Source organism: Streptomyces sp. NPDC026659 (assembly GCF_040638245.1).
In the GTDB taxonomy this organism is placed as follows: domain Bacteria; phylum Actinomycetota; class Actinomycetes; order Streptomycetales; family Streptomycetaceae; genus Streptomyces.
The window spans coordinates 156,773-173,371 of the sequence record NZ_JBEZXY010000004.1 but is presented as its reverse complement, the minus strand read 5'-3'; the positions used below and the strand labels follow the sequence as shown (position 1 = coordinate 173,371).

Sequence of the window (16,599 nt, the reverse complement as noted above, 5' to 3'; positions counted from 1 at the left end):
GGCCCGTGGCCCGGTCCCGGGGGTGCGCGGTGGGGGCAGTGCTTTCCGTGGTCACGAGAGAAGGGACTCCCTGCGCTCGGCGGACACGGGCGGCCGGGCGCCGAGGAGTTCGCGGTAGACGCCCGCGATCCGCTCGGCGGTGTGCCGCACGTCGTGGGTGGACAGGACGTGACGGCGCCCGGACTCGCCGAACTCCGCGCGCAGCGGCGCGTCGGTCAGCAGTCCGGCGACGGCGGCGGCCAGCGCGGCCGGGTCCTCGGGCGGCACCAGACAGAGCCCCGCCGACGCGGGCGGCAGGCTCTCCCGCGCACCGTCCACATCGGCCAGGACCACGGGCCGCCCGCAGGCCAGCGCCTCCAGCGGGGCGAGCGCCATGCCCTCCCAGCGCGAGGGCAGCGCCACCAGATCGGCGGCCCGGTACCAGGGCCGTACGTCACTCACCGCGCCCGGGAACAGCACACCGGGGCCCGCCACCGCGCGCAGGGCCTCCCGGTCCGGGCCGTCGCCGACCAGCGCGAGGCGTGCCCGCGGCACCTCGGCCCGCACCCGCTCCCAGGCGCGCAGCAGCACGTCCTGGCCCTTCTGCCGGCAGAGGCGTCCGACGCACACGACGAGGGGATCGGTGCCGAGGTCCACCCCCAGCTCCGCCGACAGGGCGGCGCGGGCGGGTCCGGCCGGGGCCGGGCAGAAGCGCACCGGGTCGACCCCGTTGGGGATCACGGCGTACGCGGCGCGCACCCCGGCGCGCAGCCCCCGCTCGCGCTCCGCCTCGCTGACGCACACCACACGGTCGGCCCAGCGGGCCCCGAACCGCTCCCAGCGCCGGGCGAGCGCGCCGGTGATCCCGCCCGCCGCCTCGAACGACCAGGCGTGCGGCTGGAAGACGACCGGAACACGGCCGCGCAGCGCGAGCCGTGCGGCCAGCCCGGCCTTCGCGCTGTGCGCGTGCACCAGACCGGGCCGCGCCCGCGCTATCAGACGCCCGAGCCGCCGCACCTCGCCCCGTAGCTCAGGACCGGGTGACCGTACGGCCGGCCACTCCCACACCTCGGCATCCAACTCGCGCGCCCGCTGAGCGAGTTCGCCTTCGGGGCAGCCGACGGCAACCCGCAGTCCCGTGGCGAGCTGGGCCCGTACGAGGTCCAGGACGACCCGGGCGACACCGCCGTCGACGGGTTGCGCGAGGTGCAGGACCCGGGGCCGGGAGTCGGGGGGTGGCTGGTGCATTCGCGGACTACCTCGCTGCTCATGGAAGGGGGCGCTCGGGGCTGCGGTCGCAGCGGGGGCGCCAGGGGCCGGGGTCGGGAGCGCGCCGCGCTGCCGGGCGCCCCTCGCGGAGCGGAACCCACCGGTCCTCGTCGCGTCCCCGAGGGGAACGAGAGGAAAGCCCCGCTGGTCACCGCCGTGCGGCCGGGCGTGTCCGAGACCCGACAGGTGCGACCCGCACCCCTCGGGCAACAGCCGTATCCATCGCTCGACCCGGGGCAGTACGGCCCCGCCGTGCCGGTCGTGCGCGCACTACGCCATTCGGGGGAGAGAGCAGGTCGCGCCCGCGCCCGGCGCGCGACCGCGCCCCGGGGGAGAGCGCACGCGGCTCGCCCTTCTCCCACGGCCCTTCCCGGGCCGGAGATCAAGTTGTTGATCGAGTCATCAATAAGGCGAATCAGGACAACTGTGCCGGATCGGCGAGAGTGCCCCGCGCGCACTTCACTCCTTTGGCGGCACAACCCCCGGGGATGCCACGCGTTGACACAGCGTCGGGCATCCCCGCCCGGACGTTTGTCTCGATTTGCAAGGAGCACTTCTCCATGTCGCGTATCGCCAAGGGCCTGGTCCTGACCTCCGCCGCCGTCGCGGCCGTCGCCGGCGGTGCCGGTGTGGCTGCCGCCGACGCCGGTGCCAGCGGTGTCGCCGCCGGCTCCCCCGGCGTTCTGTCGGGCAATGTCATCCAGGTCCCGGTCCACATCCCGGTCAACGTCTGCGGCAACACCATCGACGTCATCGGCCTGCTGAACCCGGCCTTCGGCAACACCTGCGTCAACGACTGACCTCACGGCGCACCCCTTCGGCCGGCCGTCCGCCCGCGCATCGACCGCGGGCGGGCGGCCGGTTTCAGTGAGTTGCCGTAGAGAGGAACCAAGATGAAGTCCCTGAAGGCCGCCGCCGTGCTCGCCGGTTCCGTCGCCCTCGCCGGCGCCGCCGCGCCCGCGTTCGCCTACACCGGCGATCTGACCCCCTCCAGCCTCAACGGCGCCGTGGACCAGGTCGCCAAGGGCGGTCTGACCGTGCGTGACGTGATGCCGCTCCAGCACCAGTCGAACGCCCTCGACACCGAGAACAAGGCGTCCGCCCTGAACGCCGTCAACGGCGCCACGACCGCGCTCAACCAGCCCGACCAGCTGCTCGGCGGCCTGCCCCTCAAGGGCTGACCCGGTACCGGAGACGCGAGAGGGGCCGGTCCCGTAGGACAGGGGGACCGGCCCCGTGGTGTCGGCGGGTTCCCGTGCGTCCGCCGGTGGTTCGGGTCCCTGATGTGGCTGCCCCCTGATGTGCCCCGCCCTCCACCGTGTTCGAGCCCGCTTCCCTCATTCGTGTGGAGCACCCCCGCGCGCTCCTCCGGAAGGGTGAGAAGCCGCCCGTACCCGTCCCAACCCGTCGATAGGGTCGCGCGGTGACCTCAACCTCAAGCGACGCCCCCGCCTTCCGCGGCACCGACCTCGGCACCCTGGTCCTGCTGGCCTGGAGCGGCGAGGCCCCCGACGGCTACGACATGCCCTATCTGCTGGCCTACTCCCTCGGGGACGCGGCCGGCGGCCCGCTCGTCACCGCCGCCGCGGTCCACCAGCTGCTCGCGCTCAACGGCCTGCCCGTCGGCAGCGAGGTGATCGACGGCACCACCCGGCCCAGCCTCCCCGTCACCCTGCTCGTCGAGGCGGGCCAGGCCGTCGTCAACATGCCGCAGCTCGTCGCCCAGGCCGACGCGCCCCCGGAGTGGCTCGCCGCCGTCGCCCAGCGCGGCTACGCCTACCTCGTCTTCACCACCCGCGCCTGGCCCGGGGGCCGCCCCGGGATGCCCGTCACCCCGGCCGCGCTGGCCGCCTTCGCCGGAGCCGACGAGACCCTGCACGCGGCCGCGCACGTCATGCTCCCGGCCCGCACCCTGCGCGGCTGATGCCACCGGCCCGGGCGGGCGGCCGGGGCCTCGGACCGCTGTTCGTGCTCACCGGGGCGGCCGGACTGCTCGCCTCCTGGGTCATCACCCTGGACGAGTTCAAGCTCCTCAAGGACCCGTCCTTCACCCCTGGCTGCAGCCTGAACCCGGTCGTCTCCTGCGGCAGCGTCATGAAGAGCGCGCAGGCGTCCGTCTTCGGCTTCCCCAACCCGATGCTGGGCCTGGTCGCCTACGCCGCCGTCGTCTGCGTGGGCACCGGTCTGCTGGCCGGTGCCCGCTACCCCGGCTGGTACTGGCTGACGTTCTGGGCCGGGTGCCTGTTCGGCGTCGGGTTCGTCTCCTGGCTCCAGTTCGAGTCGCTGTACCGCGTCAACGCGCTGTGCCTGTGGTGCTGTCTGGCCTGGGCGGCGACGATCGTCCTCTTCTGGTACGCCACCTCGCTCGTCGTCCGGCAGGGCCACCTGCCCGCGCCGGACCCGGTCGGGGCCTTCCTCGCCGACTTCACCTGGCTCGTCGCACTGCTCCACCTCGGCGTCGTCGGCGTTCTCGTCCTCACCCGCTGGTGGGACTTCTGGACCGGCTGACCAGGGCCGTCCTACCCGGATGGCCCTGCGGCGGTGACTACGCGCGGGCCGCGCCGGTTACCGGTACCGACATCCGATCCGCGACGAGGAGTTGAGACATGGCTGTCGGTGCCGATGGTGCGGCGGTGGGGGCGGGAACGCCGCTCGGAGCGGGCACGGCGAGAACGTCACGGCGGGACATGGTGCGGGGGCTGCTGGCCTCCGCCGCCGCCCTCGCCCTGGCCCCGGTGGTCGCCGCCTCCCGCCCGCTGCCCCCGGGCGACCCCTCGGACACCGTCTTCGACGAGACCTACCGGGGCCGCCACATCCAGGGCTACGCCGTCCCCGCCCTCACCCGCCACACCGGCGGGGGCGACTGGCAGATCACCGTGGACGGCAGTCCGCTGCACCTCATGCGGCGCGCGGACGGCACCTGGATGAGCATGGTCGACCACTACACGTCGTACCCCACCCCCCTGGAGGCGACCCGCGCCGCCGTCGACGAGATGGGCCCCGGCCGGCATCTGCGCGACCTGGCCCCGGGCCCGGCCGGCGGCCACATGGGCCGCTCGGGCGGGACCATGGACGAGATGGCGGGGGGTTCGCATGGCGTACACGCGTAAGAACGTCACGGCGCTCACCGCGAGCGAACGCCGCCGGTTCGTCAACGCGCTCCTCGAGGTGAAACGGCGCGGCGAGTACGACGAATTCGTGCGCACGCACATCGACTACTACACCTCCGACGGCGAGAAGGGCCTGCGCGCGGCCCACATGTGCCCGTCCTTCCTGCCCTGGCACCGCAGATTCCTCCTCGACCTGGAGAACGCCCTGCGCCGGGTCGACTCCTCGGTGACCCTGCCGTACTGGGACTGGACCAAGGACCGCGCGACCACCGCCGCGCCCTGGACCGCGGACCTGCTCGGCGGCAACGGTCGGCGCTCCGACCGGCAGGTGACCACGGGTCCGTTCGCCTACGGCACCGGGCACTGGACCCTCAAGGTGAACGTCACCGACGGCAAGGCCCTCACCCGCGACCTCGGCCGCGCCGCCAACCCCATCCAGCTGCCGACGAAGAGCGAGCTCCAGTCCGCTCTGGACGACCCGGTCTACGACGCCTCCCCCTGGGACTCCACGGCCACCCGGGGCTTCCGCAACAAACTGGAGGGCTGGGGGACCGGCAGCGGCAGCGTCTCCTGGCGCAACCACAACCGGGTGCACCGCTGGGTCGGCGGCGAGATGCTCGGCGGCGCCTCGGTCAACGACCCGGTGTTCTGGCTGCACCACGCCTTCGTCGACTACCAGTGGTACCACTGGCAGCGGGCCCACGCCGGTCACCGCTACCTCCCCGCCGACCCGCCCGGCGCGGGCGACAAGCAGCAGGGCCGGATCGTCGCCCGCCTCCAGAAGCTGCCGCCGTGGAACGTCACACCGGCCTCGCTGGAGGACGTCAGCGGGATCTACCGGTACGCCTGAGCCTCGGAAACCTCGTAAAAGGGGGCGGGACGCGGACAGGGAAGAGCCCCGGCGCACGGTGTGCCGGGGCTCTGCGCGGTGCGCGCGGGTGACCGCGGGTGGCTCAGTTGCCGTAGCCGGAGTTGCCGTAACCGCCCGGGGTCTCGGGGGTCTCGGGGGCCGCCGGGGTGGTGGGCGGGGTCTGCTCGCCGACGTTGGCGCAGGTGTTGCCGAACGCCGGGTTCAGCAGGCCGACCACGTTGACGCTGTTCCCGCACAGATTGACGGGGACGTTGACCGGAACCTGGATCACGTTGCCGGACAGCACGCCCGGCGAACCGACCGCGGCACCCTGGGCACCCGCGTCGGCCAGCGCCAGGCCGGCCCCGCCGACCACCACGGCGCCGGTGCCGAGGGCGACGACGGCTGCCTTCGCGATGCGAGACATCACGTTCTCCTTTTGTTGCTCGGGGAAGCGCGGTCGGCAGGACCAGCCGCCGCACTTCCCGTTCAACGGCCCCGGTCGGGGCGGGTCACGGGCGACAGGGCAGAGATCCCCCTTTTGCGGCGAAACGGGTCAAGGGGGCGGGTCGTGCCCGGTGGCGGCGCGGCTGATGCCGTCCGCTGATCCCGTCCTGGCTCAGGGGAGCCGTCGTACGGGCGCGCCCGCGAGGTACGCCTCGATGTCCTCCACCGCGTGGCCGTAGTACGTGGCGTAGTTGGCCCGCGAGACATAGCCGAGGTGGGGCGTGGCGAGCAGGCGGGGCGCGGTGCGCATCGGGTGACCGTCGGGCAGCGGCTCGATGTCGAAGACGTCCACGCCCGCACCGGCGATACGGCCCTCGCGCAGCGCGGCGAGCAGGGCGTCCTGGTCGACGATCGCGGCGCGGGAGGTGTTGACGAGGTAGGCGGTCGGCTTCATCAGGGCGAGTTCGGGGGCGCCGAGGAGCCCGCGCGTGCGATCGCCGAGGGCGAGGTGAACCGAGACGAAGTCGCTGTCCGCGAGCAGTTCCTCCTTGCTCGCGGCAAGCTCGACCCCCACCTCGGCGGCGCGCTCGGCGGTGAGGTTCTGACTCCAGGCGCCGACCCGCATCCCGAAGGCGAGCGCGACCTGGGCCACCGTCGCCCCGATCTTCCCGAGCCCGAGCAGCCCGAGCCGGGCACCGTGCAGATCGGCCCCGACGGTCGACTGCCATGGCCCGCCCTCCCGCAGCGCGGTGCTCTCCTGGACGACCCCGCGCGCGAGCCCGAGCAGCAGCGCCCAGGTCATCTCCACCGGCGGCGTCGACGAACTGGCCGTACCGCACACGGTGACGCCGTGCGCCTGCGCGGCCTCGTAATCGATGACGCTGTTGCGCATCCCGGAGGCGATGAGCAGCTTCAGCCGGGGCAGCCGGGCGATGAGCGACCCGGGGAACGGCACCCGCTCCCTGAGGGTGACGACGATGTCGAAGTCCCCGAGCGCGGCCGCGAGGGCATCCTCGTCGCGGATGTGCTCCCGAAACGTGACGACCTCCACCCGCCCCTCCAGCCCGGACCAGTCGGCCACCTCGGTGGCCACCCCCTGGAAGTCGTCCAGCACCGCGCAACGAAGTCGCATGTCATCTCCCCCTGACCGTCCGGCTGTTGTCGGGCTCATTGGATCATGAGGGATCGCGGCGACAGCGGGACGGGGCGCGGGTGCGCGGGTGCGTTGTGGGCTGACGTACTCGGACCCGCCTGAGTACCTGCGCTCTGTTCGACACCGCTTCGAACGGAAACGCTGGGGTCATGAGCAGAGCACGCAAGCACGCCGTCACCCAGTCGCTGTCGATCGCCGCCCTGGCCGCCCTCGCGATCGCCCTCTGGGCCGCCTGGCTGGGCTGGGACCAGCACCGAGACGTACACCCGGACGGCTCGAGTACCGGCCCGTACGAGCCGTGGCAGGTGATCGGCCTGGTCGTGACGCTGCTGGTACCGGTGTGCTGGGCGGCGTACCGCCGGTACTTCCCCGCGGCCGTCCTCGGCACCCCGATCGGCCTGGCCATCGCCTCGTTCTACGACTGGTCGGACGACGGCAGTGGGCTCTTCATGATCGGGGTGGGGATGGTGGTGGTGGGGAGTCTGGTCGCGTCCTTCCTGGTCACTACGTTGATCAGATCGATGAGGGGCACTGACTCTTGATTGCCAGGTACTTTGTGCTGCAAAGTTAATCCGGGCGAGCGGCCATCCGGCGGTCCGCCTGTGAGTGCTGCCAGAGCGCCGGTCACGAGGGGGACATGTGGGTGCACCCGTAGCGAGCAACGCGGAACCGGAGCCGAGGGCGGCCGCGGCCGCCCTACTGGCCGCGACGGAGGGCCTCCGGGCGAGGACCCGCACGCAGATCAACGGGGCGTGGACTCCTCTCCTCGGCTTCGGGCTCCTCGCGCTGGCGGCGGTTCCGATCGCCCGGTTCGCCTTCAACTTCGGAGCCCATGGGCGCAACGTCGGGTCCTATCCGGCCTTCGCCTATGCCGAGTTGACCGGCCTCTGCGTCGTCCACCAACCGGGAACCCCTTGTCTGAAGGGGGAGTTCGACGGAGCCGTCCTGCGCTTCGTGGCATGGGGCGTGTGGTTCGCGCTGCTTCCCCTCGCCTGGTTCGTCTTCGCCCGCTGGTACCGACTGCGGGGCGAGGCCCGGGGTGTCGTGCCCCGGCGTGGCATGTGGGTCCGCGCGACCGCCGCGGCCACCGTCGTGACCGCGGCAGCCCTGTGGGCACTTCTGTTCAGCAGGAGCCAGTCGTGGGAGGCCATGCTGCTGGAGAACAGCTACGCCTCCCCGTGGTACGTGGTCGGCGTCGGATTTCTCGCGCTGGGCATCGCCGAACGCAGCTGGACCGCCGCGGCGGCGGGGCTTGCTCACGCCGCACTGCTCACGGGGTACCTGGGAGACTCCTGGGGCAACGGTTGGCTTCCCGGGCAGCACCCCGCCCACCCGGGCTGGACCGACGGACCGCAATTCAAGGCTTTTCTGCTCGCCTCGATCCTGCTCCTCGCCGGTCTGTGCGAGTGGGCGGCGGCCCGGCGCCGGGGCGCGCCCGGTGCAGCGGGTGAGGTCGCGGATACGGGTACGGGTACGGTCGTCTCATGAGCGTCGACGATGCGACCGCCGCGCAGGACGACCACGAGGCACCGCATCCCACCCAGGCGCTGGACGACACCGTCCACCAGCGCGTGCGGCTCGGCGTCCTCACCGTCGCCCGCGAGGCCGACCGGGTCGAATTCGGCTTCCTGAAGAAGCAGTTGGCCGTCACCGACGGGAATCTCTCCCGGCACCTGAAGGTGCTGGAGGAGTCAGGGATGATCACCGTGGAGAAGGGCTACGCGGGCCGGCGTCCCCGGACCTGGGTCACCCTGACCCGCGAGGGCGCGCGGGCCCTGGACGTCGAACTCCGGGCCCTGCGCGCGCTCGTGCTGCGCCTTGAGACTCCCCGCGCGGTGCCCGACATGTAGGGGACGGGGGGGTGGGGATGCCGCCGGGTCGTGCGTCGTCCGGCGCATGTCCTGGCCGGGCCCGCCGACAGGAGTGGGGTGCCGTCCTGCCGACGGCAAAGAGGTGGTGCGATCAGGACCCGTCGGCGTGCACGGCGTAGACGTAGCGCGTGCCGTCGTACTCGGTCGCGTTCCAGATGACGGACTCGCTGAAGGCCCAGCCGGTCGCACCGCTGCTGTGGTAGCTGAGGTCCTCGCAGCCGATGGCGAGATCGCAGACGGTGGTTGCCGTGTCGCTGCCGGAGGTGAAGGTGCGCAGGGTGCCCTTGGTGGTCTCTCCGTCGCTCACCGAGAGGTAGTGCTTGCTTTCGCGGGAGACGACGCCCTGAATCTTCTCCTGGTTGACGGTGACGGCCTCGGTCGAGGTGAGCTCGCGCAGTCTCCGGTTGGTGTAGTCGAGGTCCCAGCGGACGACCTTGGGCGTCTCGATCTTGGTGCCGTTGCCGATGAAGGCCTTGTCGCTGTAGTCGACGATGCCGGCGTAGGAGTACTCGCTCACGACCAGGCTGTCGGGGCTGCTGGCGCGGTCGAGGCCGATGGTCGTGTAGCGCAGATACGTTCCTGCATTGTCGTAGGCGTAGCTCTGCGGCAGCACGTACTTGTAGCCGTAGCCGTAGTAGGAACCGTCGGTGTGCAGCCCGCAGACCTCCGTCTCGGCGGTGGCGACCTGGAAGAGGGTGTTCAGGTCGAAGACCCTCAGCCCCTTGAACGTGTCGACCATGTACAGCAGGTTGCCGTACCACATGATGCCGCCGGCGTGCTTGCGCAGCGGGTTGAAGGAGTATTCGCCCGTGTCCGTGAGAACGGGCTCGACCAGCAGCACGTGCCGGTAGGTCGGCGCGGACGCGTTGCTGTAGTCGATGAAGGTGAGCCGGGTGCCCTTGTCCGTCGCGGTGGCGTCGTCGAAGTACCAGGAGACGAGTACGACCTTGTTGGTGCCGCCGTCCGGGTAGAGGCCGTTGCCGTAGGCGTCCGCGCTCGTGGTGACGCCCTGCGGGACCCAGTAGGTGACGGCCTGGTCGCCGCTGTCCCAGGCGAAGCCGGTCTGGAACGCCTTGGCCGTGTTGGGCGCGCTGGTGAGATGGACCGCGTTGCGGTTGGTGTCGGCTATGACAGTGGTGGCGTCCGCCTTGGCCAGCTTGCCCGCCAGACCGGCCGTCAGATCGGCGAACTCGCCGTAACTGTTGGAGGAGCGGGCGGTGAGGGTGAACTGTCCGGCGTCAATGGTTGCCGCCTCGGCGGGAGTCGAGGTGAGCAGGGTGCCGGCGGTGGTGAGGAAGGGTGCTGCGGCCATGCCCTTGAGGATGTCTCTACGTGTCATAGTCACGACACGCAAAATATGATCTTCGAATATCCGCTGCAAGGACTGTTGTTCGAGTTGAGGATCCCTTGGGTTCGCTTTGGCCGGGGGTTTCCCGGCGGCGTGTCGTCGAGTGCGGTAGCGCGGGTGGATTCCGTCAGGCGCTGGGTCATTCCCGCTTGCGGTGTCCCGTTGGCCTGCCGATCCGTACGGTCGGTGGGGGTGCTCGCCCGACCTCTTCGACGTGGTGTCTCACTGCCGTTGGGGTCAGCGGAAGAGCTCCGGCACGGGACAGGGCTCCAGCGGCTCATCCGGCCGGTCGACCCAGCCCCACCAGGCATGCCGATCGGTACACCGCCACAGCAGACGGCACGTTCGCTGGCCGTCGTCCACCCGGTTCGCGAGCACCAGGCCACCGGACTTCATGAGCCGACCGCACTGGGGGCAGGCTCGGGCGTGGTCGGTCATGTGGCGCACCTTAATGGCTTCGGCTCGACAGGGTGAGCGTCGGCCCGTACGCGCAAACCTTCGGGGGGGGGGCAGGCTCGTCGACTGTCAGTCAGCGGTTGATCGGGATCTTGTAGACGATCTCGCCGTGTGCGGCGGGCGCGACGATGCCTGTGTCTCCACGGTCGAGCCACACCTGCCCAGGGCCTATCTGCCGCGTGAGTCCGACAGGAGTCGCCGCCGGTCGGTCGTGTTGGCGTCAGCCGTTGATGTCGTCGCGAGACGGCTCTCTTGAAGAGTTCGAGCAAAGTCTTATCGAGAGTGCCGGAGATCCTTTATAGAGCGGACCGGTCCGCCCGGTCCGCCACCATGGCACTCAGCTCGTCGGACTCCTCGACCCGGTACAGCCAGTCCGACAGCACGAACGCTTGATCGTGCGTGAGCTCGATGATCACCGGTTCCTCGTCCACGCGGTCACCGTGCAGCGCCGGACGGCGGAGTCTCAGAGGATCTACGGCCCTTGCGTCGAACCGGATGCACTGCTGGGAAGCTCGTCATCGTGGGTGTCGGCTATGAGTTCGGCGAGGGTGAAGTGGGCCTCGTGGTTCGACCATCGGCTTTCGACGCGCACGACGTAGCTGCGATCGGACACGCGGAAGACCCGTCTTCTCTCTCGGCGACGCCCTGCTTCGGTGAGGGCCTGTGCAACGGTGTCGATGATCCGCAGCATCTCTGCAAGGGCTTGGGCTTCGGTCCCCTCCAGTTCCTTGTGGATTTTGTACCGGAAGGCTTCCGCCTCACCGTCAGCCTTCACGATGGCCCATCGGGGCATGGTGTTCTCCAGTCCGTGAGACGACATGAGCCGCGAAGTCACGTAGCCCCGTCGCGCGGTGGGCCCGAATCCGGCTGCCGGCTCGGTGATTTTCGCGCGGGGAGACTATCGGACAGGCAACGGCTGGATGTCTGTGTTCTGGATCTTTACGGGGTGCGGACCTCAACCCTCATGCCCTGTCGGCCCCTGCGAACGACGGCTACCGCTTCAGCGCTCGGTAGCGCTTCAGGAGAGTGGAGATCCTGTCAGGGTCAGCAAGGCTGTTCAGCTCTGTCAGCAGATCGTCGGGACAGAGTTCGTAAAGGTCTCCCCACCAGCGCCGTCCCTTGTTGTCCCAGATCCGGTATCCGCCTGGCACTCCGCGCGCTACGTACCGCCGTTTGCTCACGCCGCCCCTCCCACGGTTGGTCGTCCTGGTCAGCAAAGCAGGCCGGTTCGCAGAGCACGACTTCATTGACCCACCACTCTCCCCCGCTCCCAGCCCGTCCGCCGTCGACCCACACACCGTGGAGCGGGCGTGGTTCATGGCGTCCAGCTGGAGCGCGCCACTGCACGAACGACCTGGACGCCATGGGCCGCGTCTGCTCGGCTCCGCCTGGGTCGACGGTCGACGGGATGGGAGCACCCCGCCCACGCCACTACGAACCCGCGGGCGGGAACGGCGCTCCCTCCATCCCGGTGCCGGCCGATCCCCCGCCGGAGCGGAGCGCAGCCGGGGCTTGATGAAGTGGGGAGAGTCTTGCCCTACCGAGACGGGAGCGAGGCCGACCGCGTCCGTGGTGCCAGGACGCTGCCCTTCAACCGCCGTGAGAGCCCGCCGGTCGCTGGTGGCCGCAGGCGAGCTTCTCGCCGTTGGCCCCGATCACCTCGTAGTCGAGCAGCATGTTGTAGGGGTCGCCGTCTCGGTAGAGCCAGATCGTGAAGACCTCAGGCATGCGCTCGCTGACCTCCTTGGATGTGATCCGCCAGCTGATCCATCCGGCCAGAGGCTTCGACGCGCATTCGACACAGCCGCCCGCGCGGACCCGGTGACAGCCGGACAGGCCCGGAGTCCTCTTTTGATCCTCGGGAGCCCGCCCTCGGCTTCGCCGCGTCGAGCAACAGGCGCCCTGACCAGCAAAAAGCCCTCCCCGCAGGGAGGGCCGGAAGGCGCGCCCCCGGCAGGACTCGAACCTGCGGCCAAGTGCTTAGAAGGCACCTGCTCTATCCACTGAGCTACGGGGGCCGATGCGGGTCAAGGATAAAGCTGACTGGTTCCCGACCCTGTCGCCTCGCCTCCGTGGCTCGGTGTGGAGGTTCGGTGAAGCGGTCCTGATAATCGCAGGCGGGTACGAATCGTGCATCGCTTTTGCGCCCCGACGCGCCGGGTGTTGTGCACTCGTTATGCCTGGACTGTGCCCGTGTCCCAGTCGTCCCGTCCGTCCGTTCTGTTCTGTCGGCGCGCAGGCATGTCCATATGCTTCAGAATTCCCTCAAAATTGGGCATTCTTCGCATGTGGTGACCTTGGACGTACGGCCCCAGCTGCTCGACACACTCTCCGCCCTGCGCGACCGTGTCGCCGCGGCCCGCTTTCCGCTGCCCCTCGCGGGAGCACCGCGCGTGCGCGCCAATCGCGACGAGCTCCTCGCGCAGCTCGACGACTACCTCGTACCCCGGCTGCGTTCGCCCGAAGCGCCGCTGCTCGCGGTCGTGGGCGGCTCGACCGGCACCGGCAAGTCGACCCTCGTCAACTCCCTCGTGGGACGCCGGGTCAGCGAGGCGGGCGTACTGCGGCCGACCACCCGCACCCCGGTCCTCGTCTGTCATCCGGAGGATCATCACTGGTTCAGCGGGATGCGCGTCCTGCCCGACCTCACCCGCGGCCCGCTGATCCGCCGGGACACCCGCCACGACACCCGTCACGAGTCACGCCACGACACGCACCGCGACCCCCACGACGACCACCCCGCGCGCGTACTGCGCGTCGAGACCGCCGAGAGCATCCCCCGCGGGCTCGCCCTGCTCGACGCGCCCGACGTCGACTCCCTGGTGGCCGAGAACCGCGTCCTCGCCGCCGAGCTGATCTGCGCCGCCGACGTCTGGATCATGGTGACCACGGCCGCCCGCTACGCCGACGCCGTCCCCTGGCACCTGCTGCGTACGGCCAAGGAGTACGACGCGACCCTGGTGACCGTCCTGGACCGGGTGCCGCACCAGGTCGTCGCCGACGTCTCCCGCCAGTACGGCGCCCTGCTCAACAAGGCCGGGCTCGGCGACGTACCCCGCTTCACGGTGCCCGAGCTGCCCGAGTCGGCCTGGGGCGGCGGTCTGCTGCCCGCCTCCGCCGTCGCTCCCCTGCGCGCCTGGCTGCTGCACCACTCCCAGGACCCAGGAGCCCGCCGCCAGGTCCTCGCCCGCACCGCGCACGGCCTCCTCGACTCGCTGAACTCCCGGATGCCCGAGCTGGCCGGAGCCGCCGCCGCGCAGTACGCGGCCGCCCTCCGGCTCACCTCCGCCGTCGACCACGCCTACGACAGCGAGCACGCGCGCGTGCGCGGACGGCTCAACTCCGGCGCCGCTCTTGCCGGCGACGCCCTCAAACGCTGGCGCGCCTTCCCCCTCGACTGCACCGCGGGCGAACTCCTGGACGCCCTGGCCGAGAGCCTCGCGGAGCTGCTGCTGTGCGCCGTGACCGCCGCCGACGAGCGGATGCGTGAGGCATGGCGCCGCGAGCCCGCCGCCGAGGCCCCCGAGCTGAACGCCCAGGACCCCGCCCCGGAGCCCCCCGAGCACCGCATCGGCCTCGCCGTACGGCGCTGGCGGCGCGAGCTGGAGGAGTACGCCGAGGACGAGGTGCGCGAGCTGGAGCGGGGCGCGGCGGTCGACGCCGAGGCCGTCGCCGCGCTGGTCGCCACCGCCGTGCTCGGCGGACACCGGGCGCGTACGGCGGGGGAGCGGCTCGCCGAGCGGATCGGCCCCCATGGCGCGCTGCGGCTGCGCGACCGGGCGGGCCGCCTGCTCACCGAGCACGTCGACCGGGTCATGAACACCGAGCGCGAACGCCGCCTCGCCCCCCTCGACGCCCTGGACGTCCACGCCGAATCGCAGGCCGAGCTCATCGCCGCGCTGTCCGTACTGCAGAAGGAGAGGTGACCGTGACCGCCGTCGCCGACCAGAACCACACGGATCGCAAGGACCATACGGATCGCATGGACCACATGGATCGCATGGACCACTCGGACGGCACGGGGCCGCCGGATCACGGGGACCGCGCGGACCGGCCGACGGGTCGTACGGAGCACGCCGGGGGTGTCGCGGCGAGCGGGTACGTCCCTCAGCCCGCGCCGGAAGCGGGGCGCGCCGGCAGCGGTACGGAGACCGAGGGCGCCGAGCACGCGCGCGTACCCGCCGCGTCGTCCGGCACCGAGCCCGCTGCCCCGAAGGGCGACGCCCCCGCCGACCCCTGGGACGACGGCCTCATCGCCCGCCGCGCCACCGACAGCGCCGCCCCCGACGAGGAGCGCTCCCCGCTCGACGCCCCGGCCCGGGGCGGTTCCTCCGCCCCCGGCACCCTGCCTCTCGCCTACGACGGTGCCCTGCGCTCCCGCCTGGACGCGCTGCGCGAACTTGTCGGCCTCTCGCGCGCGCGTCTCGACAACCACACCCTCGCGGAGGCCGCCCGCGTCCTGGACGAGGCGTCCGCGCGGCGCAGGCTCTCCGGGCAGCACACCGTCGTCGCCATCGCGGGCGCGACCGGCAGCGGCAAGTCGCAGCTGTTCAACGCGCTGGCCGGGGTGACGATCTCCGAGACCGGCGTACGCCGCCCGACCACCTCCTCGCCCATCGCGTGCAGCTGGAGCGACGGCGCCGCCGCCCTCATCGACCGGCTCGGCATCCCGGGGCGGCTGCGCCGCCGTCCGGTGCCGGGTCCGGAGGGCGAGGCGCAGCTGACCGGGCTGGTCCTGGTGGACCTGCCCGACCACGACTCGGCGGCCGTACAGCACCGCGAACAGGTGGACCGCATCCTCAAGCTGGTCGACGCGGTGATCTGGGTGGTCGACCCCGAGAAGTACGCCGACGCGGCCCTGCACGAGCGCTATCTGCGGCCGATGGCCGGGCACGCGGAGGTGATGTTCGTCGTCCTCAACCAGGTGGACCGGCTGCCCGGTGAGGCCGCCGAGCAGATCCTGGACGATCTGCGTCGCCTTCTGGACGAGGACGGCGTCGCGCTCGGCGAGCATGGCGAACCGGGTGCCACGGTGCTCGCGCTGTCCGCGCTCACCGGCGACGGACTCGGTGAACTGCGGGGCGCGCTGGGCAAGTTCGTGGCGGAGCGCGGCGCGGCCGCCCGGCGTGTCTCGGCCGACGTGGACGCCGCCGCGACCGGGTTGAAGCAGGTGTACGCCGCCGGGCAGGGCGTCGGTCTCGCCGAGGACGCGCGCGAGGAGTTCGCCGACCGGCTCGCGGACGCGGTGGGCGCCACGGCCGCCGGGGAGGCCGCCGAGCGGGCCTGGCTGCGCAACGCCAACCGCGCCTGCGGCACGCCCTGGCTGCGGCTGTGGCGCTGGTACCACGACCGGGGCGGCCCGCCCACCGGCAAGCTGGCGGTACGTCCCCCCGCCGACACGGAGGCCACGGCCCGCCAGCGCGTCGAACAGGCGGTCCGTACGGTGTCCGACCGCGCCTCGGCCGGGCTGCCCGCGCCCTGGGCGCAGGCGGTGCGCGAGGCGGCCGTACGGGGGTCGCAGGGGCTTTCGGAGTCGCTGGACGAGCTCGCGGCGGGGGCCGGACTTCCGTCGGGGCGGCCGCCCCGGCCCGGCTGGTGGCCGGTGGCCGTCCTCGTGCAGGCGGCGATGACCTTGCTCCAGGTGGTGGGCGGGCTGTGGCTCGCGGGGCAGATCGCGGGGGTCCTGGCGCCCAACCTGTGGTTTCCGGTGCTGCTGATGCTGTGCGGGATCGTCGGCGGGCCGCTGGTCGAGTGGGGCTGCCGACTGGCGGCGAGAGGGCCGGCGCGGCGCTACGGCCAGGGCGCGGAGCGGCGGCTGCGGGAGGCGGCGGCGAGCTGCGGACGGGCCCGGGTGCTGGACCCGGTGGCGGCGGAGCTGCTGCGGTACCGGGAGGTGCGGGAGCAGTACGGGAAGGTGGTGCGGGCGGGGGCGGGGTGAGTTTCCCGGCCGCACCGTGTTTGTCGTGTGCTCGGGCTTGTCGTCTGCTCGCGCTTGTCGTGTGTTCGTCGTGTTCGTCGTGTTCGTTGTCGGGAAGCCCCGTCACCCACTCGGGTGGCGGGGTTTTCCACAGGCCGGGAGGCGGTCCACAGTCCTCGGCGGGGTCGGCGGAGCGGGT

19 protein-coding genes and 1 tRNA gene are annotated in these 16,599 nt (G+C 71.7%); 11 read left to right on the top strand and 9 right to left on the bottom strand.

The window, feature by feature from the left end:
• Positions 1 to 51: 51 nt before the first annotated feature.
• Positions 52 to 1,227 (bottom strand): glycosyltransferase, encoded by a 1,176-nt coding sequence (locus AB0E91_RS12910; protein WP_361779501.1) that lies wholly within the window; start codon positions 1,225 to 1,227, stop codon positions 52 to 54.
• A gap of 581 nt (positions 1,228 to 1,808) precedes the next feature.
• Between AB0E91_RS12910 and AB0E91_RS12905 the strand changes: the two genes are divergently transcribed.
• From AB0E91_RS12905 to AB0E91_RS12880, 6 genes are all read left to right on the top strand, one after another.
• A complete protein-coding gene (locus tag AB0E91_RS12905) occupies positions 1,809 to 2,048 on the top strand; it encodes a chaplin (RefSeq protein WP_018545032.1) in 240 nt (79 codons plus the stop codon).
• A 93-nt stretch (positions 2,049 to 2,141) separates the two neighbouring features.
• Entirely contained in the window at positions 2,142 to 2,429 is a 288-nt protein-coding gene (locus tag AB0E91_RS12900; RefSeq protein WP_361779498.1) for a hypothetical protein, read from the top strand.
• A 242-nt stretch (positions 2,430 to 2,671) separates the two neighbouring features.
• On the top strand, positions 2,672 to 3,172 hold the full coding sequence (locus AB0E91_RS12895) for a DUF5949 family protein (protein ID WP_361779495.1): 501 nt from the start codon (positions 2,672 to 2,674) through the stop codon (positions 3,170 to 3,172).
• Positions 3,172 to 3,756 carry a vitamin K epoxide reductase family protein gene (locus AB0E91_RS12890; RefSeq protein ID WP_361779492.1) on the top strand — a complete coding sequence of 195 codons (585 nt, stop codon included), beginning with the start codon at positions 3,172 to 3,174 and terminating at the stop codon, positions 3,754 to 3,756. The genes AB0E91_RS12895 and AB0E91_RS12890 overlap by 1 nt, the downstream gene beginning before the upstream one ends.
• A 98-nt stretch (positions 3,757 to 3,854) precedes the next feature.
• Complete coding sequence (locus AB0E91_RS12885) at positions 3,855 to 4,358, top strand: tyrosinase family oxidase copper chaperone (protein ID WP_361779489.1); 504 nt, start codon at positions 3,855 to 3,857, stop codon at positions 4,356 to 4,358.
• Positions 4,342 to 5,208, top strand: coding sequence for a tyrosinase family protein (locus AB0E91_RS12880; RefSeq protein ID WP_361779486.1), 867 nt, complete (start codon positions 4,342 to 4,344; stop codon positions 5,206 to 5,208). The genes AB0E91_RS12885 and AB0E91_RS12880 overlap by 17 nt, the downstream gene beginning before the upstream one ends.
• Positions 5,209 to 5,311: 103 nt before the next feature.
• Here the strand turns inward: AB0E91_RS12880 and AB0E91_RS12875 are convergent, their stop codons facing one another.
• Positions 5,312 to 5,635 carry a chaplin gene (locus AB0E91_RS12875; RefSeq protein ID WP_361779483.1) on the bottom strand — a complete coding sequence of 108 codons (324 nt, stop codon included), beginning with the start codon at positions 5,633 to 5,635 and terminating at the stop codon, positions 5,312 to 5,314.
• A 192-nt stretch (positions 5,636 to 5,827) separates the two neighbouring features.
• Positions 5,828 to 6,787, bottom strand: a complete 960-nt coding sequence (locus AB0E91_RS12870) for a D-2-hydroxyacid dehydrogenase family protein (protein ID WP_361779480.1) — start codon at positions 6,785 to 6,787, stop codon at positions 5,828 to 5,830.
• Positions 6,788 to 6,957: 170 nt separating this feature from the next.
• On the opposite strand from AB0E91_RS12870, the gene AB0E91_RS12865 reads away from it, so the two are divergent.
• From AB0E91_RS12865 to AB0E91_RS12855, 3 genes are all read left to right on the top strand, one after another.
• Positions 6,958 to 7,350, top strand: coding sequence for a hypothetical protein (locus AB0E91_RS12865; RefSeq protein ID WP_361779477.1), 393 nt, complete (start codon positions 6,958 to 6,960; stop codon positions 7,348 to 7,350).
• 97 nt (positions 7,351 to 7,447) lie between these two features.
• The gene (locus AB0E91_RS12860; RefSeq protein WP_361779474.1) at positions 7,448 to 8,296 is read left to right on the top strand and encodes a hypothetical protein; all 849 of its coding nucleotides are present in this window, start codon (positions 7,448 to 7,450) and stop codon (positions 8,294 to 8,296) included.
• Positions 8,293 to 8,658 (top strand): transcriptional regulator, encoded by a 366-nt coding sequence (locus AB0E91_RS12855; RefSeq protein WP_361779471.1) that lies wholly within the window; start codon positions 8,293 to 8,295, stop codon positions 8,656 to 8,658. Before AB0E91_RS12860 ends, AB0E91_RS12855 begins: the two co-directional genes overlap by 4 nt.
• Before the next feature lie 112 nt (positions 8,659 to 8,770).
• Here AB0E91_RS12855 and AB0E91_RS12850 read toward each other — a convergent pair whose 3' ends face one another.
• The 6 genes from AB0E91_RS12850 to AB0E91_RS12825 form a co-directional block, all read right to left on the bottom strand.
• On the bottom strand, positions 8,771 to 9,991 hold the full coding sequence (locus AB0E91_RS12850) for a hypothetical protein (protein ID WP_361779468.1): 1,221 nt from the start codon (positions 9,989 to 9,991) through the stop codon (positions 8,771 to 8,773).
• A 788-nt stretch (positions 9,992 to 10,779) separates the two neighbouring features.
• Positions 10,780 to 10,914 carry a hypothetical protein gene (locus AB0E91_RS12845; protein ID WP_361779465.1) on the bottom strand — a complete coding sequence of 45 codons (135 nt, stop codon included), beginning with the start codon at positions 10,912 to 10,914 and terminating at the stop codon, positions 10,780 to 10,782.
• A gap of 41 nt (positions 10,915 to 10,955) precedes the next feature.
• On the bottom strand, positions 10,956 to 11,276 hold the full coding sequence (locus AB0E91_RS12840) for a hypothetical protein (RefSeq protein ID WP_361779462.1): 321 nt from the start codon (positions 11,274 to 11,276) through the stop codon (positions 10,956 to 10,958).
• A 199-nt stretch (positions 11,277 to 11,475) separates the two neighbouring features.
• Positions 11,476 to 11,664, bottom strand: coding sequence for a hypothetical protein (locus tag AB0E91_RS12835; protein ID WP_361779459.1), 189 nt, complete (start codon positions 11,662 to 11,664; stop codon positions 11,476 to 11,478).
• Between the two features lie 409 nt (positions 11,665 to 12,073).
• Positions 12,074 to 12,211 carry a hypothetical protein gene (locus tag AB0E91_RS12830; protein WP_361779456.1) on the bottom strand — a complete coding sequence of 46 codons (138 nt, stop codon included), beginning with the start codon at positions 12,209 to 12,211 and terminating at the stop codon, positions 12,074 to 12,076.
• Between the two features lie 217 nt (positions 12,212 to 12,428).
• Positions 12,429 to 12,501, bottom strand: a tRNA-Arg gene (locus tag AB0E91_RS12825).
• Between the two features lie 270 nt (positions 12,502 to 12,771).
• On the opposite strand from AB0E91_RS12825, the gene AB0E91_RS12820 reads away from it, so the two are divergent.
• Both AB0E91_RS12820 and AB0E91_RS12815 read left to right on the top strand, forming a co-directional pair.
• Positions 12,772 to 14,409 (top strand): dynamin family protein, encoded by a 1,638-nt coding sequence (locus AB0E91_RS12820; RefSeq protein ID WP_361779453.1) that lies wholly within the window; start codon positions 12,772 to 12,774, stop codon positions 14,407 to 14,409.
• A 2-nt stretch (positions 14,410 to 14,411) separates the two neighbouring features.
• The gene (locus AB0E91_RS12815) at positions 14,412 to 16,421 is read left to right on the top strand and encodes a GTPase (RefSeq protein WP_361779450.1); all 2,010 of its coding nucleotides are present in this window, start codon (positions 14,412 to 14,414) and stop codon (positions 16,419 to 16,421) included.
• Positions 16,422 to 16,599: the final 178 nt, after the last annotated feature.